The organism is Cellulomonas sp. P1_C4 (genome assembly GCF_056406355.1).
Map to the genome: position 1 here is coordinate 24,340 of NZ_JBFUAI010000020.1, position 17,050 is coordinate 41,389.

At 73.7% G+C, this 17,050-nt stretch carries 17 protein-coding genes; all 17 read right to left on the bottom strand.

What is annotated here, in order from left to right:
- Positions 1-24 precede the first annotated feature (24 nt).
- On the bottom strand, positions 25-504 hold the full coding sequence (locus AC1DYZ_RS15725) for a GNAT family N-acetyltransferase (protein ID WP_477066088.1): 480 nt from the start codon (positions 502-504) through the stop codon (positions 25-27).
- Positions 501-1,439 (bottom strand): RluA family pseudouridine synthase, encoded by a 939-nt coding sequence (locus AC1DYZ_RS15730; RefSeq protein WP_477066089.1) that lies wholly within the window; start codon positions 1,437-1,439, stop codon positions 501-503. The genes AC1DYZ_RS15725 and AC1DYZ_RS15730 overlap by 4 nt, the downstream gene beginning before the upstream one ends.
- Positions 1,432-2,025 carry a signal peptidase II gene (locus AC1DYZ_RS15735; RefSeq protein ID WP_477066090.1) on the bottom strand — a complete coding sequence of 198 codons (594 nt, stop codon included), beginning with the start codon at positions 2,023-2,025 and terminating at the stop codon, positions 1,432-1,434. Before AC1DYZ_RS15735 ends, AC1DYZ_RS15730 begins: the two co-directional genes overlap by 8 nt.
- 20 nt (positions 2,026-2,045) lie before the next feature.
- Positions 2,046-2,507 carry a TraR/DksA family transcriptional regulator gene (locus AC1DYZ_RS15740; RefSeq protein WP_456825218.1) on the bottom strand — a complete coding sequence of 154 codons (462 nt, stop codon included), beginning with the start codon at positions 2,505-2,507 and terminating at the stop codon, positions 2,046-2,048.
- 167 nt (positions 2,508-2,674) lie between these two features.
- Positions 2,675-3,358, bottom strand: coding sequence for a DivIVA domain-containing protein (locus AC1DYZ_RS15745; RefSeq protein WP_477066091.1), 684 nt, complete (start codon positions 3,356-3,358; stop codon positions 2,675-2,677).
- A gap of 129 nt (positions 3,359-3,487) precedes the next feature.
- Entirely contained in the window at positions 3,488-3,772 is a 285-nt protein-coding gene (locus AC1DYZ_RS15750) for a YggT family protein (RefSeq protein ID WP_456825220.1), read from the bottom strand.
- Positions 3,773-3,775: 3 nt separating this feature from the next.
- Positions 3,776-4,267, bottom strand: a complete 492-nt coding sequence (locus AC1DYZ_RS15755; protein ID WP_477066092.1) for a cell division protein SepF — start codon at positions 4,265-4,267, stop codon at positions 3,776-3,778.
- Between the two features lie 171 nt (positions 4,268-4,438).
- Complete coding sequence (gene pgeF / locus AC1DYZ_RS15760) at positions 4,439-5,200, bottom strand: peptidoglycan editing factor PgeF (protein ID WP_477066093.1); 762 nt, start codon at positions 5,198-5,200, stop codon at positions 4,439-4,441.
- Between the two features lie 5 nt (positions 5,201-5,205).
- The gene (ftsZ, locus tag AC1DYZ_RS15765) at positions 5,206-6,462 is read right to left on the bottom strand and encodes a cell division protein FtsZ (RefSeq protein WP_456825223.1); all 1,257 of its coding nucleotides are present in this window, start codon (positions 6,460-6,462) and stop codon (positions 5,206-5,208) included.
- A 213-nt stretch (positions 6,463-6,675) separates the two neighbouring features.
- Entirely contained in the window at positions 6,676-7,671 is a 996-nt protein-coding gene (locus tag AC1DYZ_RS15770; RefSeq protein WP_477066094.1) for a cell division protein FtsQ/DivIB, read from the bottom strand.
- Entirely contained in the window at positions 7,668-9,095 is a 1,428-nt protein-coding gene (gene murC / locus AC1DYZ_RS15775; protein ID WP_477066095.1) for a UDP-N-acetylmuramate--L-alanine ligase, read from the bottom strand. Before murC ends, AC1DYZ_RS15770 begins: the two co-directional genes overlap by 4 nt.
- Complete coding sequence (gene murG / locus AC1DYZ_RS15780) at positions 9,092-10,228, bottom strand: undecaprenyldiphospho-muramoylpentapeptide beta-N-acetylglucosaminyltransferase (RefSeq protein WP_477066096.1); 1,137 nt, start codon at positions 10,226-10,228, stop codon at positions 9,092-9,094. Before murG ends, murC begins: the two co-directional genes overlap by 4 nt.
- Positions 10,221-11,459, bottom strand: coding sequence for a putative lipid II flippase FtsW (gene ftsW, locus AC1DYZ_RS15785; protein ID WP_477066097.1), 1,239 nt, complete (start codon positions 11,457-11,459; stop codon positions 10,221-10,223). Before ftsW ends, murG begins: the two co-directional genes overlap by 8 nt.
- Positions 11,460-11,481: 22 nt before the next feature.
- Entirely contained in the window at positions 11,482-12,912 is a 1,431-nt protein-coding gene (gene murD, locus AC1DYZ_RS15790; protein ID WP_477066098.1) for a UDP-N-acetylmuramoyl-L-alanine--D-glutamate ligase, read from the bottom strand.
- A complete protein-coding gene (gene mraY, locus AC1DYZ_RS15795; protein ID WP_477066099.1) occupies positions 12,913-13,995 on the bottom strand; it encodes a phospho-N-acetylmuramoyl-pentapeptide-transferase in 1,083 nt (360 codons plus the stop codon).
- Complete coding sequence (locus AC1DYZ_RS15800) at positions 13,992-15,440, bottom strand: UDP-N-acetylmuramoyl-tripeptide--D-alanyl-D-alanine ligase (RefSeq protein ID WP_477066100.1); 1,449 nt, start codon at positions 15,438-15,440, stop codon at positions 13,992-13,994. Before AC1DYZ_RS15800 ends, mraY begins: the two co-directional genes overlap by 4 nt.
- Positions 15,437-17,014, bottom strand: coding sequence for a UDP-N-acetylmuramoyl-L-alanyl-D-glutamate--2,6-diaminopimelate ligase (locus AC1DYZ_RS15805; protein WP_477066101.1), 1,578 nt, complete (start codon positions 17,012-17,014; stop codon positions 15,437-15,439). The genes AC1DYZ_RS15800 and AC1DYZ_RS15805 overlap by 4 nt, the downstream gene beginning before the upstream one ends.
- Positions 17,015-17,050: the final 36 nt, after the last annotated feature.

The following is a 17,050-nucleotide window of genomic DNA, read 5'->3' on the forward strand; positions in this document are numbered from 1 at the left end:
TGTCGCACCCAGGTGTGTCGCGGGCTACGCGGGAGCCGACACGACCTTCACCGCGTCGCGGTGCCAGATGGCCTCGTCGAGGTACCGCTCGGGCCGTGCGACGTAGCCCAGCCGCCCGTAGAACCCGAGGGCCTGCTCCTGGGCGCTGAGCTCGACGGACACCGTGCGCAGCCCGTCGGAGACGACCCCGAAGCGCTCCAGCGCCGCGGCCTCGAGCGCCGTCATGAGCAGCGCTCCGACACCCAGCCCGCGGGCCTCGGCGCTCACGGCGACCCGTCCGATGTGCGCGGGCTGCTGGTCGTGGTGCGGCGGCAGCAGCCGCGCGGTGCCCAGGGCCGTGCCGTCGTCGGCGACCGCCAGCACATGGAGCGTCGACGGGTCGTCGTCCAGCGCGTCCATCTCACGCTCGGCGGCGACGTTCTGCTCCTGCACGAACACGGCCATGCGGATCGCCGTCATCTGCGCGCGCTGCTCGGGCGTCTCCACCCGGACGATCTCGGTCACACGTACCCGTCCTGCAGCACGGCCAGCGAACGTGCCAGGTCCTCGGGGTACTCGCTGGTCAGCTCCAGCCACTCGCCAGTGCTCGGGTGGTGGAACCCGAGCCGCATCGCGTGCAGCCACTGCCGGGTCAGCCCCACGCGCGCCGCGAGCGACGGGTCCGCACCGTACGTCAGGTCGCCCACGCAGGGGTGCCGCGTCGCCGAGAAGTGCACGCGGATCTGGTGCGTCCGGCCGGTCTCGAGGTGGACCTCGACCAGCGACGCCGCGGGCAGCATCTCCAGCACCTCGTAGTGCGTGATCGACGGCTTGCCGTCCGCCACCACGGCGAACTTCCAGTCCGAGCTGGGGTGGCGGCCGATGGGTGCGTCGATGGTGCCCGTCGTCGGCTCCGGGTGGCCCTGCACGAGCGCGTGGTAGACCTTCTCGACCGTGCGCTCCTTGAACGCCCGCTTGAGCACCGTGTACGCGTGCTCGCTCTTGGCGACCACCATGAGGCCCGAGGTGCCGGCGTCGAGCCGGTGCACGATCCCCTGCCGCTCGGCCGCGCCGGACGTCGAGATCCGGTAGCCGACGGCCATGAGGGCGCCGACGACCGTCGGGCCGGTCCAGCCGGGCGACGGGTGCGCGGCGACGCCGACGGGCTTGTCGATGACCACCAGGTCGTCGTCGTCGTAGACGATCCGCATGCCGGGCACGGGCTCGGCGACGATCTCGATGGTCGCCGCCGGTGCCACGTCCGGGATCTCGACCTCGAGCCAGCCGTTCGCCGCGAGGCGGTCCGACTTGCCGAGCTCCTTGCCGTCGAGGTGCACGCCACCGGCCTCGGCGATCTCCGCGGCGCGCGTCCGGGACAGGCCCAGGAGGCGCGACAGGGCCGCGTCGACCCGCTCGCCGACCAGCCCGTCGGGCACGGGCATCGCGCGCGTGTCAGGCATTCTGCTCGGTCTGCTCGATGGGGGTCTCCGCAGCCTCGGCCTCGGGGGCCGGGTGCCCGTCGCGGGTCCCGTCGATGTGCACGCCCGTCGCCGCGAGGATCACGACCATGACGGCGGCGACCACGATCGCGATGTCCGCGACGTTGCCGACGAACCAGTGCGCGTACGCGATGAAGTCCACGACGTGGCCGCGCGCGGGCCCGGGCTCCCGGATCCACCGGTCCACCAGGTTGCCGAGCGCACCGCCCAGCAGGAGGCCGAGCGCGACCGCCCACGCCCGGGACCCGATCCGGCGGCTGGCGCGCACGACGACCACGATCACCACGGTCGCGACGAGGGTCAGCAGCCAGGTCATCCCGGTCGCGATGGACAGCGCCGCGCCCGGGTTGAACACCAGCTGGAGCCCGAGCAGGTCACCGATCAGCTGCCGGCGCGCACCGTCGGCCAGGGCGTCCAGCGCCCACGCCTTCGACGCCTGGTCCAGCACCAGGACGACGGCGGCGATCGAGAAGAGCGCGATCAGGAGCGCACGACGACGTGGGTGGGTCGGGGGCGCGGCGCTCTGGTCGTCCGTGGTGGTGGGCACCGCCAGAGTCTACGTGCGCGTCAGCGGCGCTCTTCGCGCTGCTTGCACTCCACGCAGAGCGTCGCCCGCGGGAACGCCTGCAGACGTGCCTTGCCGATCGCCTTGCCGCACGACTCGCAGGTGGCGAAGGTGCCGGTCGCGATCCGTGCCAGCGCGCGGCTGGTCTGCGCGAGGAGATCGCGCGTGTTGTTCACCAGGGTGAGCTCCTGCTCGCGCTCGAGCGCGGAGGAGCCCGAGTCGGCCTGGTCGTCGCCCGCTCCGTCACCGGAGTTGCGCAGCAGGTCCGAGAGCTCGGCATCCGCTGCCGCGAGCTCGCTGGTGAGTCGGTCGATGTCGCTGGTCAGCTCTTCCGCGACGTCCTTGACCTCGCGGGCGGTCCACGGCTTCTCGCCGTCGCGCACCGGGAACGTCTTGACGAGCTTCGCGAGCTCCTTGGTGTCCGTGCTGATCTCGACCGTGCTCAGCGCGTCATTGATGGCCACGAGCGGGCCCCCCTGTCCTCGAAGTCACGTGACTGTATGCGGGGACGGCCAGGGACACAACACGCCACGCCGGGTGAAACCCGGCGTGGCGTGTGGTGGACGTACGACCTGACCTGTGGTGATGCAGGGCGGGCGCGCGGGTTCGGCGGGTGGACGCCGAACCGCCGTCAGAGGTTCTGGCCGTCTCCGACCGGCTGCGGCTGGCCCGACCGGGGCGGCAGCGCGTTGCCCCGGTTGTCGAGGTCGCCGAGCAGGTTCTCGAGGTAGCTCTTCAGACGCGTGCGGTAGTCGCGCTCGAACACCCGCAGCTCGTCGATCTTGCGCTCGAGGAGCGAACGCTCCTGCTCGAGCTGCCCGAGGGTCCGCTGCGACGTCTCCTCGGCCTCACGGACGATGCGGTTCGCCTGGCTCTTGGCGTCGCCGACCAGTCGGTCGGACTCCTCCTGGCCGCTGCGCACGTAGTCGTCGTGCAGCTTCTGGGCCAGCGCGAGCATCCCGGTGGCCGACTCCGGCTCGCTCGCCCGGGCGGCGGGCTGGACGGGCGCGACGACCGGCGCCGGTGCCGCCACGGGAGCGGCGGCCACGGGTGCGGGAGCCGGGACCGGCTCCGGCGTGGGCTCGGGCTTCGGGGCCGGTGCGGCCTGCTGCGAACCCGCCCTGCTCAGCTCCGCGATGCGGCGCTCGGCCGCGGCGAGCTTGGTCTTCAGGTCGTCGTTCTCACCCTGCACCTCGCGCAGCGTGTTGACGACCTCGTCCAGGAAGTCGTCGACCTCGTCCTGGTCGTAGCCCTCGCGGAACTTCGTGGCCTGGAACTTCTTGTTCAGGACCTCGTCTGCGGTCAGCAGAGCCATCGTCATCACCTCAGTCGGTAGTGCTCGGTCGGGCCGGCGGCAGTCCACCGACCGCCTCGGGCCACGGTAGCGGAGAATGCGGTGGGCGCACGTCCCTGCGACACGCCCACGGACGGGTGGTTCGTCGTCTCAGAACTGGCCGAGCAACGACATCAGGACAGAACACCCGAGGACAAGAACCAAGAATGCGAGATCGAGGCGCACGGATCCGATGCCCACGGGAGGCAGGATCCGGCGCAGCGCCTTGAGCGGCGGGTCCGTCACCGAGTACGTCGCCTCGGCGATCACCAGCGCGATCCCCGACGGCTTCCAGTCGCGCGCGAAGAACTGCACCCAGTCCAGCACCAGCCGGACCAGGAGCAGCAGGAAGAAGACGAGGACGACGTAGAACAGCAGGGTCGCGACGAGGTGCACGCGTCAGCTCTGGTTGTAGAAGCCTGCGCGCGTCGGCGGCTCTGCGGCCGGTCCGGCGGCCTCTCCGGCCACCTCGACGTGCGCCGGCGAGAGCAGGAAGACCTTGCTGGTCACCCGCTCGATGGCGCCGTGCAGGCCGAAGATGAGCCCCGCGGAGAAGTCGACGAGACGCTTGGCGTCGGCGTCGTCCATGTCCGTGAGGTTCATGATCACCGGGGTGCCCTCGCGGAACGCCTCGCCGATCTTGCGGGCGTCGTTGTACGAGCGCGGGTGGATGGTGGTGATGCGACGCAGCTCACCGGCGACGGGCGTCTGCGGCGCGGCCTGCGTGGGCAGCGTCGTGCGCGTCGGCCGGTGCAGCGGCGTGACCTGGGCCTCGTACTCCTGCGGCACCGCGACCTCCTGGTCGTCGAACTCCTCGAGGTACTCCTCGTGCTCGGACCGGTCGTCGGCCAGGCCGAGGTACAGCATCGTCTTGCGCAGCGCTCCGGCCATCGCCTTGGCTCCCTCCCCGGATCTCTCCGGACCACCCCCGGAGCCCCACGCTGCTGCTGAGCAGTCACTCAGCAACGTCGGGCTCCCTCTGCCGGTCACGCTAGCAACGGCCACGAACGGCGCGCGCCGCGACACGCCCGACAACCTCGGCATTCACCATCAGCCGTGCCCTCAGCGCGGCGGCCGCACCACACCGGCGAACCGGCCCGTGCGCGGCGACCGCCGGAACGAGAAGAGCGCCGGGTCAGTCCACGTGTCCCGCGCGTGGTCGGAGACGTGCGCGATGCCCGCGGCGCGCAGCACCGCCACCACACCGGCCGGCAGGTCGAGCGCGGGCGTGCCCCACGCCGTGGTGGCGCGCGTCTCGGGCACCACCGCGACGACCTCGTCCTGCAGCTCGGCCGGCACCTCGTACGACTCGCCCGCGATCGCGGGGCCGACGGCGGCACGGATCCGGGCGACGTCGGCGCCCTGGTCCACCATCGCCGCCACCGCGGCCTGGACGACGCCCGCGACGAGCCCGCGCCTGCCGGCGTGGACGGCGGCCACGACCCCCGCGTCGGGATCGGCCAGGAGGACGGGGACGCAGTCGGCGACGAGCACGGCGACGGCCACGGTCGGGGACACCGACACCAGGGCGTCGGCCTCTCCGACCGTCTGCACGCCCGCCCGGGGCGGCTCCGAGAGCACCCGCACCCCGGTGCCGTGCACCTGGGTGGCGTACGCCACCGGCGCACCGGCCCAGCGCGCGAGCCGCTCCCGGTTCTCGGCCACCGCCCAGGGCTCGTCGCCCACGGCGGTGCCGAGGTTGAGTGCGTCGTAGGGCGGCCTGCTGACGCCACCGCCCCGCGTGCTGAAACCGGCCCGGACGGCGGCACCGAGATCGACCTCGACGACGGGCGGGAGGTCCGTCCCCGGTCGAGCGCCGGACACGAGGCCTACTTGAGGAAGTCCGGTACGTCGAGCTCGTCGCGGTCGCGGCGCGCGGCGTCCTCGGTGAAGATCCGCGGCACCTCGAGCGCTCCCGTGATCGGCGTGGGCTCGGCCTCGGTGGACAGGAACGCCGGCACGTCGGGCTGCGCCGGGGCCGCCGCGCGGTTCTGCGCGTACGAGCCGACCGGCACCAGCTGCTCCTCGGGGTCGAGGACCGGGCGCGGCGTGGGCACCTGCGACGCGACGGCGGGCACCTGGCGCGCCGAGTTCCCGCTGACCTGGCCGAGCGCGCGGGCGTCCCGACGGACCGTGGGCGAGCCGGAGTCGAACCCGGCGGCGATCACCGTCACCCGGACCTCGTCGCCCAGGGCGTCGTCGATGACCGCGCCGAAGATGATGTTCGCCTCGGGGTGCGCGGCCTCCTGGACCAGGCGCGCGGCCTCGTTGATCTCGAACAGCCCCAGGTCGGAGCCGCCCTGGATCGAGAGCAGCACGCCGTGCGCGCCGTCGATGCTGGCCTCGAGCAACGGCGAGGAGATCGCCATCTCGGCCGCCTGCACGGCGCGGTCGTCGCCGCGGGCGAAGCCGATGCCCATGAGCGCCGAGCCGGCACCCTGCATGACGGACTTCACGTCGGCGAAGTCGAGGTTGATGAGGCCCGGCGTCGTGATCAGGTCCGTGATGCCCTGGACACCGGACAGCAGCACCTGGTCGGCCGAGTGGAACGCGTCGAGCACGGAGACGGACCGGTCGGAGATCTGCAGCAGCCGGTCGTTCGGGATGACGATGAGCGTGTCGACCTCGGCCCGCAGGGCCTCGATCCCGGAGTCGGCCTGGACCGACCGGCGACGGCCCTCGAAGGTGAACGGGCGGGTGACGACGCCGATGGTCAGCGCGCCGAGCGACCGCGCGATCCGGGCGACGACGGGTGCGCCACCGGTCCCGGTGCCACCACCCTCGCCCGCCGTGACGAAGACCATGTCGGCGCCCCGCAGGACGTCCTCGATCTCGTCCTTGTGGTCCTCGGCGGCCTTCTTGCCGACCTCGGGGTCCGCGCCCGCGCCGAGGCCGCGCGTGAGCTCGCGGCCGACGTCGAGCTTGACGTCCGCGTCGGACATGAGCAGGGCCTGGGCGTCGGTGTTGACGGCGATGAACTCGACACCCTTGAGGCCGACCTCGATCATGCGGTTCACGGCGTTCACGCCGCCGCCGCCGATGCCGACGACCTTGATGACCGCCAGGTAGTTCTGCGGAGCTGCCACGGTGGGTGCCTCTCGTTCTGTGCCGGTCGCGGCCCTGGGCCACGGGGTCCGTCCGCGCCCCGCTGCGAGCGGCGGGACGAGGCGGCGGTGAAACCTTCACCCTCTACTTGAGGGTTATAGTTATGTCAGGTGTTCTGTCAGTGCGTGACGCTAGGTGCCGCCCGGACCGCGATCAACGACCGCGCCGCGCGTGTCGGGAGTTGGTGTCGAAACTCACCTGGTGATGGGCAGCCGCGGCGCGGACACGTCGATGACGGTCGCGCCGGCCGCCTGGGGCGACGCACGCAGCGCCGTCAGGACCGCGATCTTCAGCGGGGTCTGGTGGGCGCTCCCCCAGTCGACGACGACGCCGTCGCGCAGCGTCATGCTCACGGTGTCCTGCGTGTGCGCCGACACGTCGGCCACCTGCGCGAGGAGGTCGGCCGGCAGCTGCTGCAGGACGCTGAGGACGGCGTTGAGCGTGCGCTTGTCGCCCACGGGGACGTCGACCACGGGCAGCCCCTCCGGCGCCGCGTCGACCCGGCCCACCTGCACGCCGTCCATGTCGAGCAGCGCGTAGCCGGGCGCGGGGTGCGACGAGTCGCCCGTCTGCTCCGGCACCGCGGCGACCGGCTCGCGCGCGACGAGCACGACGGCGAGGCCCCGCGGCCAGTCGCGCGTCACCCGCGCCTCGCGGACGCCGGGCACGTCGAGCACCTCGTCGCGCAGGCGCACGGTGTCCAGGCGCGGCAGCGGGGTGCCGGCATGGGMGTCGACGACGCCCGCGACCTGGTCGACCGCGACGACGGTCCCGGCCCCCTCGACCCGGACGAGCGTCGGGTCGAGCGCGAGCACCGGGGAGAAGAACAGCAGCCAGCCCAGCCCGCCGACCGCGAGCACCGACGCGGCCACCAGGACGACCTGCCGCCGGGCGAGGTTGCGCCGGGCGCGGGCGCGCTCGGCGAACCGGGCGACCGAGCTGGTCGACACCACGGGTGGCTCGACGGGTCCGGAGTACCCGCGGGCTCCCCCGGCGCTGTACGTCGTCACGGCGCGGCCGAACTGTGCAGGGTCCGACCGGTCCGGCTGGGTCGGGAGCGCGGCCGTCGGGACGCTCACGGGCGCGGACGGCTTGGGGCGCGTCGCGGGCTCGGGCGGCGCGGCTCGCCGAGGGGCGGCGGGTCGACCGGGCGCGGGGTCGCGCGGGGCGGTGGGGCGCGACGGGCTCATGCGACCGGTCCGTCGCCGGCGGCGAGCGCATCGAGCACGACGGACGCCAGCAGGGTCACGTCCCCCGCCCCGACCGTGAGCAGCAGGTCGCCCGGACGCGCGGCGGCGGCGGCCGCCCGGGCGGCGGCCAGCTTGTCCGCGACGAAGACCGCCTTGCCCGCCGTCGGGACCCGGTCGACGATGAGCGCGCCGGTGACCGACGGGTCGGGGTCCTCGCGAGCGGCGTACACGTCGGTGACGACGACGACGTCGGCGAGGTCGAGCGCGGCGCCGAACTCGGTCGCGAACGTGCGGGTGCGCGAGTACAGGTGGGGCTGGAACAGCACGACGACGCGGCCGTCGCCGACGACCGATCGGGCGCCGCGCAGCAGCGCGGCGACCTCGGTCGGGTGGTGCGAGTAGTCGTCGACCACGCGGACGCCACCGGCGGTCCCGCGGTCCTCGAAGCGTCGACCGGTGCCCCGGAACGCGGCGAGACCGTCCGCGGCATCGGGCACCCCGAGGCGGCGGGCGGCCGCCCAGGCGGCCGCGGCGTTCAGCGCGTTGTGGGCGCCCGGGAACGCGAGGCTGACCGTGGTGGTGAGGTCACCGGCGGTGAGCTCGAACGCCCATCGTCCGGCGTCGGCGCGCAGCTCGCCCACGACGACGTCGGCGTCGGGCGACGTGCCGTAGGTGACGACGGAGACATCCCGCGCCGCGAGCGTGTCGCGCACGCGGCCGACAAGCCGGGCCGCGCCGGGGTCGTCGGCACAGACGACGAGCGTGCCGCCGGGGCGGATGCGGCCGGCGAACTGGACGAACACGTCCTCGAACGCCTCGGCGGAGCCGTAGTGGTCGAGATGGTCCGGCTCGACGTTCGTGACGACGGCGACCAGCGGGGCGTACGCGAGGAACGAGCCGTCGGACTCGTCCGCCTCCGCGACGAACGCGGGGCCCGCGCCGTCCCGACCGCCGCCGAGCGGCCCGTCGGCGGAGAACACGGTCCCGCCGATGGCGAAGGAGGGGTCGGCGCCCGCGTGCAGCAGGGCCGTCGCGATCATCGCCGACGTCGTGGTCTTGCCGTGGGCACCGGCCACCGCGACCGCGTCCCGGTCGACCATGAGCGAGGCGAGCGCCTCCGACCGGTGCAGCACCCGCAGGCCCCGCTCACGTGCGCGGGCGAGCTCCGGGTTGGACTGCCGGACCGCCGACGAGATCACGACGGTGTCGACCCCGTCAACCAGCGCGGCGTCGTGGCCCACGTGCACGGCGACACCGGCGTCCCGCAGCGCGGGGAGCGCGGGGCCGTCGGCGGCGTCGGACCCGCTGACCACCAGGCCGCGGGCGGCGAGCAGAGCGGCGACGGCCGACATGCCGGCGCCACCGACGCCCACCAGGTGCACCCGGCCGAGGTCGGCGGGACGCAGCTCCTCCGCCGCGGTCACGGCAGCTCCGCCTCGACCAGCCGGGCGACGCGGGCGGCCGCGTCGCGGACCCCCACGCTCGCGGCCGCGGCGCTCATGCGCTGGCGCGTCTCGGCGGCCGAGTCGCCCACGAGCAGGACGGGCAGGTGCGCGCGGATCCACGCCGGGTCCAGGTCGGCGTCATCGACCAGCAGCCCGCCGCCCGCGGCGACCACGGCGGCGGCGTTGAGCCGCTGCTCGCCGTTGCCGATCGGCAGCGGGACGTAGACGGCGGGGATGCCCAGCGCGGCCTGCTCGCAGACCGTGCCCGCGCCGGAACGACCCACCACGACGTCGGCGACGGCCAGCGCGAGGTGCATCTCGGTCAGGTACTCGCGGACGTGGTAGCTCTCGGCTCCCGCGACGCCCTCCAGCGCCGCGCGGACGGCGTCGGCCTTGCCGGCGCCGGTCAGGTGCAGCACCTGCACGCCCGCGGCGAGCAGGTCGGCGGCCGCGCCGGCGACGGCGGTGTTGACGCTGACGGCGCCGAGCGAGCCGCCGCTGACCAGCAGCGTGGGCCGGTCGGCGTCGAGCCCGAGCTCGGCGGCCGCGGCGGCCCGGGTGCCTGCGCGGTCGCGCGCGAGCTCGTCCGCCAGGCGGGCGATGGGCGCGCGCAACGGCAGGCCCGTGAGCTGCGCCCCGCGTAGCGCGGTCCCGGGGAACGTCACCGCGACGGACTTCGCCCACCGGGCACCGAGCCGGTTGGCCAGGCCGGGGCGCGCGTTCTGCTCGTGGATCACGACGGGGATCTTGCGGCGCCTGGCGGCCAGGTAGGCGGGGGTCGCCACGTAGCCGCCGAATCCCACGACCACCTGGGCGCCGGACTCGTCGATCGCGGTGCCTGCGGCGCGCACGGCGTCGCGCAGCCGCCACGGCAGCCGGAACCAGTCGAGGGTGGGTCGGCGCGGCAGCGGGACCCGCGGGACGACAGCGAGCGGCAGGCCGTGCTCCGGCACCAGCCGCGCCTCGAGGCCCTCGGCGGTGCCGAGCACCGTGAGCTGTGCGTGCGGGTGGCGGCGGCGCAGCTCGTCGGCGACCGCGAGCAACGGGTTGACGTGGCCCGCGGTGCCGCCGCCGGCGAGCAGCACGCTCGGGACCGGACGAGCCTCAGCCACGGGACCGCCCGATCACGGCCAGCGACCGGCGCACGACGCTCGGGCGCGCGGCGAGAGCCTCCGCCGCACCCGGTTCCGAGCGCGCGAAGGCGATGAGCACACCGAGGGCCGCCATCGTCATGATGAGCGCCGACCCACCGGCGGAGACCAGCGGGAGCGGCACGCCGATGACCGGCGCCAGGCCGATGACGACCGCGACGTTGACCAGCGCCTGCCCGATGATCCAGCACAGGATCGCGCCGGTGGTGATCTGCACGAACGGGTCGGGGTGCCGGCGGATCACGCGGATCATGGCGAACGCCAGCAGGCCGAACAGGCCGAGCACCAGCAGCGTCCCGATGAGCCCAAGCTCCTCGCCGAGGATGGCGAAGATGAAGTCGTTGTGCGCCGCGGGCAGGTAGGACCACTTCTCGCGGCTCTCCCCCAGCCCCAGGCCGCCCCAGCCGCCGCTCGCCAGACCCCAGCCGCCGTGCAGAGTCTGGTAGCACGAGGACTGCACGTCGCACTCGTTCGAGAGCCAGCTGGTGATGCGCGCGGTCCGGTTGTCGCTGGTCACGGTGAGCAGCGCCGTCAGACCGCCGGCCATCAGCGCGGCGAGGCCGAACATCCGCATGGGCACCCCGGCGACGAACAGCGCCCCGGCCACCAGCATGATGAGGACCAGCGCGGTGCCCAGGTCGTGGCCCGCCAGGACGACGAGGATCGCCAGGCCCGCGACCGGCACGGCCGGGATGAGCGCGTGCTTCCACTGCCGCAGCAGCGGCAGCTTGCGGGCCAGCACGGCGCCCAGCCAGACGGCGAGCGCCAGCTTGATGGTCTCCGACGGCTGCGCGGACAGACCGGCGAAGCAGACCCAGTTCTGGTTGCCGCCGGCGCCGCAGCCCAGCGGCGTGAACACGGTGAGCTGGAAGACGATCGCGACCGCGAGGGCCGGCCAGGCGATCGCCTGGAAGAACTTGACCGGCGCCCGCGAGAGCCCGAAGAGGATCGGCAGGCCGATGAGGGCGTACTTCGCCTGGTCCAGGAACACGGCGTAGGCCGAGTGCCCGCCGTCGAGCGACTCGACGCTCGAGCTCGACAGCACCATGACCAGCCCGATCACCAGCAGCAGGGCGGTCGCGCCCAGCAGCACGTAGTAGCTGGTCACCGCACTGTTCCACTGGCCGAGCAGGGAGCTGGTGCTGGGGTCGTCGGCGCGGGGCGCGCCGGTGCGCGGTGTCGTCGCGGTCATCCCGGTGTCCCCTTCGTGCGCCTCACGCGTCCCCGCCGAGCGCGCGCACGGCAGCGGCGAAATGTTCGCCCCGCGCGGCGTACGACGTGAACTGGTCCATCGACGCGCAGGCGGGGGCGAGCAGAACGGTCACCGCGTCGCTCGAGGCGGCGGCCAGCCGGCTGGCCTCGGACACGGCGCGGGTCATCACCGAGCCAGTCTCACCGGCGTCGACCTCGACCACGGGGACCTCGGGTGCGTGTCGGGCGAGCGCCTCGCGCAGCGGCGCGCGGTCCACCCCGATGAGGACGACCGCGCGGAGCCGGTCGCGGCGCGCGGCGACGAGCTCGTCGAACTGCGCACCCTTGGCCAGACCACCCGCGACCCAGACGACGCTGCCCGGCGCGAACGCGCCGAGCGCCGCGGCCGCCGCGTGCGCGTTGGTGGCCTTCGAGTCGTCGACGTAGGCCACGCCGTCGACCACCGCGACGGTGGCCAGCCGGTGCTCCCCGGGGCCGTAGGCGCGCAGCCCGGCGCGGATCGCCGCCGGCGCGACGTCGTGCGCCAGCGCCAGCGAGGCGGCGGCGAGCGCGTTCGCGACGACGTGGGGCGGGACCGTCCCGTCGGGACCGGCCAGCTGGGCCAGGTCCTCGAGGGTGCCCAGCTCGGCGGCGTGCGTGTGCCGGAGCCGCGCGAACCCGCGGTCCACCAGGACGTCCTCGACGAGGCCAACCTGCCCGACCAGCGGGGTACCGAGCGTGAAGCCCACCGCGACCGCGCCGTCGACGACGTCGGCCTCGCGCACGAGCGACTCGGTCGCGGGATCGGCCAGGTTGTACACGCAGGCCACCTGCGCGCGCTCGAAGATGCGGCCCTTGTCGGCGGCGTAGGCGTCGAGCGACCCGTGCCAGTCGAGGTGGTCCGGCGCGACGTTGAGCACCGCGGCCGCCTGCGCGGACATCGAGTGCGTGAAGTGGAGCTGGAAGCTCGACAGCTCCACGGCGAGGACGTCGAGCGTCGGGTCCGTCGCCGCGAGCACGACGGGCGTGCCGACGTTGCCGACGGCCACCGCGTTCTCGCCCGCGGCCCGCAGGATCGACTCCAGCATGCCGACGGTCGTCGTCTTGCCGTTGGTGCCTGTCACCGCGAGCCACGGGGCGGGGCCGCCGCCGGACGCCCGGTCGACGCGCACGTGCCACGCGAGCTCGACTTCGCTCCATACCGGCAGGCCGCGGTCGAGGGCCGCCGCGAGGAGCGGGTGGTGCGGCGGCAGGCCGGGCGAGGCGACGACGAGGTCCGCGCGGTCCAGCACGGAACCCTCGAGCAGCTCCGCGGTCCCGATGACGTCGTCGGCGTGGTCGTCGACCGGCACGACCCGCGCCCCGCGCGAGGCCAGGACCTCGACCGCGGCGCGTCCCGAGACCCCGAGCCCGGCGATCACCACCAGGGCGCCCTCCAGCACGAGCTCGGACACCTAGCCGGCCACCCACTCCGCATAGAAGATGCCCACGCCGAGCGCGACGAACAGCCCGGCGATGATCCAGAACCGGATGACGATCGTCACCTCACCCCAGCCCGAGAGCTCGAAGTGATGGTGCAGCGGTGCCATCTTGAACACCCGTTTACCGGTCAGCTTGAAGAAGCCGATCTGGATGACGTCCGAGAGCACCTCGAGCACGAACAGGCCACCGATGATCGCGGCGAGGATCTCGGTCCGGGACAGGATCGACAGGCCGGCGAGCGCGCCGCCCAGCGCGAGCGAGCCCGTGTCCCCCATGAAGATCTTCGCGGGGCTCGCGTTCCACCACAGGAACCCGAAGCACGCGCCGGTGATGGCCGCCGCCACGACGGCCAGGTCCAGCGGGTCCCGCGTCTCGTAGCACCGCGGCCCCGCGCTGGCCAGGAACTGGCAGCTCTGGTTGAACTGCCACACCCCGACGATGACGTACGCGCCGAACACGATGAGCGAGACGCCCGTCGCCAGGCCGTCGAGGCCGTCGGTGAGGTTGACCGCGTTCGACCAGGCCGTGATGAGGAAGTTGGCCCACACGACGAACAGGATGATCCCGAGCGTCACCCCCCAGAACGCGAGGTCCAGGTTGGTGTCGCGGATGAACGAGATCCGCGTGGACGCCGGCGTGCGGAACTTCTCGTTCGGGAACTGCAGCGCGGCGATCGCGAACGTGACGCCCACGATCCCCTGCCCGAGGATCTTCCACCGGGCCTTGAGCCCGAGGCTGCGCTGCCTCGAGATCTTGATGAAGTCGTCGAGGAACCCGACGACGCCCAGGCCCGTCATGAGGAAGAGCACCAGGACGGCGGACGCGCTCGGCACGGTCTGGGTCGCGATCAGGCCGCCGATCCAGCCCAGCAGGGTCGCGCCGATGATGACGACGCCGCCCATGGTCGGGGTGCCGCGCTTGGTGAAGTGCGCGGTCGGTCCGTCCTGCCGGATGAACTGCCCGTACTGCTTGTGCACCAGGTACCGGATGAACAGGGGCGTGCCCAGCAGCGCGATGAGCATCGCGAGGCCGCCGGAGATCAGCACCGCCCTCATCGGGCGGTACCCGCGACCAGCTGGTCGCCCAGCTTCCAGAGGCCGGCGCCGTACGACGACTTCACCAGGACGACGTCGCCCGGCCGCAGCTCGCTCTCGAGGAACGCGGTGGCCACGGCCAGGTCGTCGGCGAGGACGACCTCATCGCCCCAGGAGCCCTCGTGGTTGGCGCCGTCGCGGATCGCCCGTGCACCCTCGCCCACCACGATCGTCAGACCGATGTTGAGCCGGACGCACAGGCGGCCGATCGCGTCGTGCGCCTCGCGCGCGTCCGGGCCGAGCTCGAGCATCTCGCCGAGCACCGCGATCGAGCGGCGGTCCCGCCCGGCCAGCACGGCCAGCGCCTTGAGCGCGGCACGCATGGAGTCGGGGTTCGCGTTGTAGGAGTCGTCGACGACGGTCACGCCGTCGGGCCGGTCGACGACGTGCATGCGGTGGGGGCTGAGCGCGTCGGCGGCGCTGAGCCCCTCGGCCACCTGGTCGAGGTCGAGACCGACGGCCAGGGCCGCGGCGGCCGCGGCGAGCGCGTTGTGCACGTGGTGCTCGCCGACGAGCCGCAGCTCGACCTCGGCCGTCCGGTCGTCCCCGCGGTCGACGAGGGTGAACCGCGCGCGGCCGGCGCGGTCGAGGCGCACGTCGCGGGCCCCGACGGTCGCCTGCGGTGCGGCGCCGAACGTGATCACGTCGCCGGGAGCGAGGGAGGCCATGGCGGACACGCGCGGGTCGTCCGCGTTGAGCACCGCGATGCCGTCCGACACCAGGCCCTGCACGATCTCCGACTTCGCCACGGCGACCGCGTCGATGCCGCCGAAGCCGCCCAGGTGCGCGTGGCCGACGATGAGGACCACCGCCACGTCGGGCGGTGCGATGTCCGTGAGGTACGTGAGGTGCCCGGGTCCGCTGGCGCCCATCTCGAGCACGAGGAACTGCGTCGACTCGTCGGCGCGGAGCACCGTCAGCGGCAGCCCGATCTCGTTGTTGAACGACCGCACCGGGGCGATCGTCGGACCGACGCTCCCGCACAGCTGCGCGAGCAGGTCCTTGGTCGTCGTCTTGCCGACGGAGCCCGTGATGCCGACGACGCGCAGCTCGGAGCCACCCGGCTCGTGCGAGAACTCGCGCAGGCGCTCGAGCACCACGCGCGCGAGGTCGCCCAGCGCCTTCTCGACGTCGGTCACGACGACGCTCGGCAGCACCGCGCCGCCGGGGCCGACCACGTCGCGGGCGGCGAGCACCAGCGCGGCACCCCCGGCCACCGCCACGGCGGCGTACTCGTGCCCGTCGACGTGCTCGCCGGGCAGCGCGACGAAGAGGCCGCCCGTGACGTCCTCGCGCGAGTCGACGACGACGGGCCCGCTCACGACGAGGGCCGGGTCTGTGGCGGCCGCTCCGCGCAGCACGCCACCGGTCGCGGCCGCGATCTCGGCCGCGGTGAGAGCGATCACGCGTGCTGCTCCTGACGGGCGAGGCGTGCCGCGATCAGCACGTCACGGTCGTTGTACCGGTGGAACACGCCGGCGATCTCCTGTGTCGGTTCGTGGCCCTTGCCCGTGATGATCACGGTGTCCTGCTCGGCGGCGAGGTCGAGGGCGTCGCGGATGGCCTGCGCGCGGCTGGTGGCCTCGTGCACGTCGGCCAGGTCCGGCCGCTGTGACCGGACTCCGTCGAGGATGGCGGATCGGATGGCGGACGGCTCCTCGGAACGGGGGTTCTCGTCGGTGACGACGATCACGTCGGCCAGCCGGGCGGCGATCTCGCCCATGATCGGACGCTTGCCCTGGTCGCGGTCGCCGTCCGAGCCGAACACGATCACGAGCCGGCCCGGCGTGATCGGGCGCACCGCGTCGAGCGCCAGCACGAGTGCGTCGGGCGTGTGCGCGTAGTCGACGATGGCCAGCGGGAGCCCGTCGCCGCGCTCGATCACGCGCTCCATGCGCCCCGGGATCTCGTGCGCCACGGCGACTGCGGCGATCGCCGCGTCGAGGTCCACCCCGGCCGCGTGCGCGAGCACGATCGCCAGCGCGGCGTTGGAGACGTTGACCATGCCGGGCAGCGGGCTCGCGGCGACGTGCTCGACGCCGTCCGGGCCGCGCAGCGTGAAGCTCGACCCGACGCCGTCCAGGCCGATGTCGGCGGCGACGACCGCCCAGTCGGCGTCGGCACCCTCGGGCTCTCCGACGTGGGTGGCGACCGACTCGACCGGGATCGGGGACTCGGCCACGAGCCGGCGGCCCCACTCGTCGTCGACCACGACCACGCCGCGGCGCGCCTGCCCGAGCGCGAACAGGCGCGACTTGTCGCGGAAGTAGCCCTCCATGTCGCCGTGGAAGTCGAGGTGGTCGCGCTGCAGGTTGGTGAACCCGACGACGTCGAACATCAGGCCGTGCACCCGCCCGAGCGCGAGCGCGTGCGACGACACCTCCATCGAGAGCGCAGTAGCGCCCCGCTCGACGCCCAGCGCGAGGATCGCCTGCAGCGCCGGCGCCTCGACGGTGGTGCGCGGGCTCTCGACCGCGTCCGGGCCGATCCGGAGCTCGACGGTGCCGAGCACGACGGTCGTCGCGTGCGCCGCGCGCAGGGCCGCGTCGAGGAAGTAGGAGGTCGTGGTCTTGCCGTTGGTGCCGGTGACGCCGACCGTGACCAGCCGCTCTCCCGGCGCGTCGTGCGCCCACGCAGCCACGGGACCGGCGATCGCGCGCGGGTCCGGTGCGACCAGCACCGCCACGCGGTCGGACAGTCCTGCGGCGTCGAGGTGCCCGAGGCCGGCGTCGTCCGTGAGCACCGCCACGGCACCGGCGGCCACGGCCTGGTCCGCGTAGGTGGCGCCGTGCACCTTGAAGCCCGTCACGGCGACGAAGACGTCGCCGGGCTCCACGTCACCGCTGGCCAGTGTCACGCCGGTCAGGACGGCGTCGGCCGGCAGCGCCAGACCGTGCGTGACCAGGCCGAACGTCGAGACGAGGTCGGCGACCCGATGGGCCGCGGGATGCAGCGGGCGCATCCGAGCGGGGGTCGTCATGGGGAGAATCTACCCCGGGCGTGGTCACCGGACGTC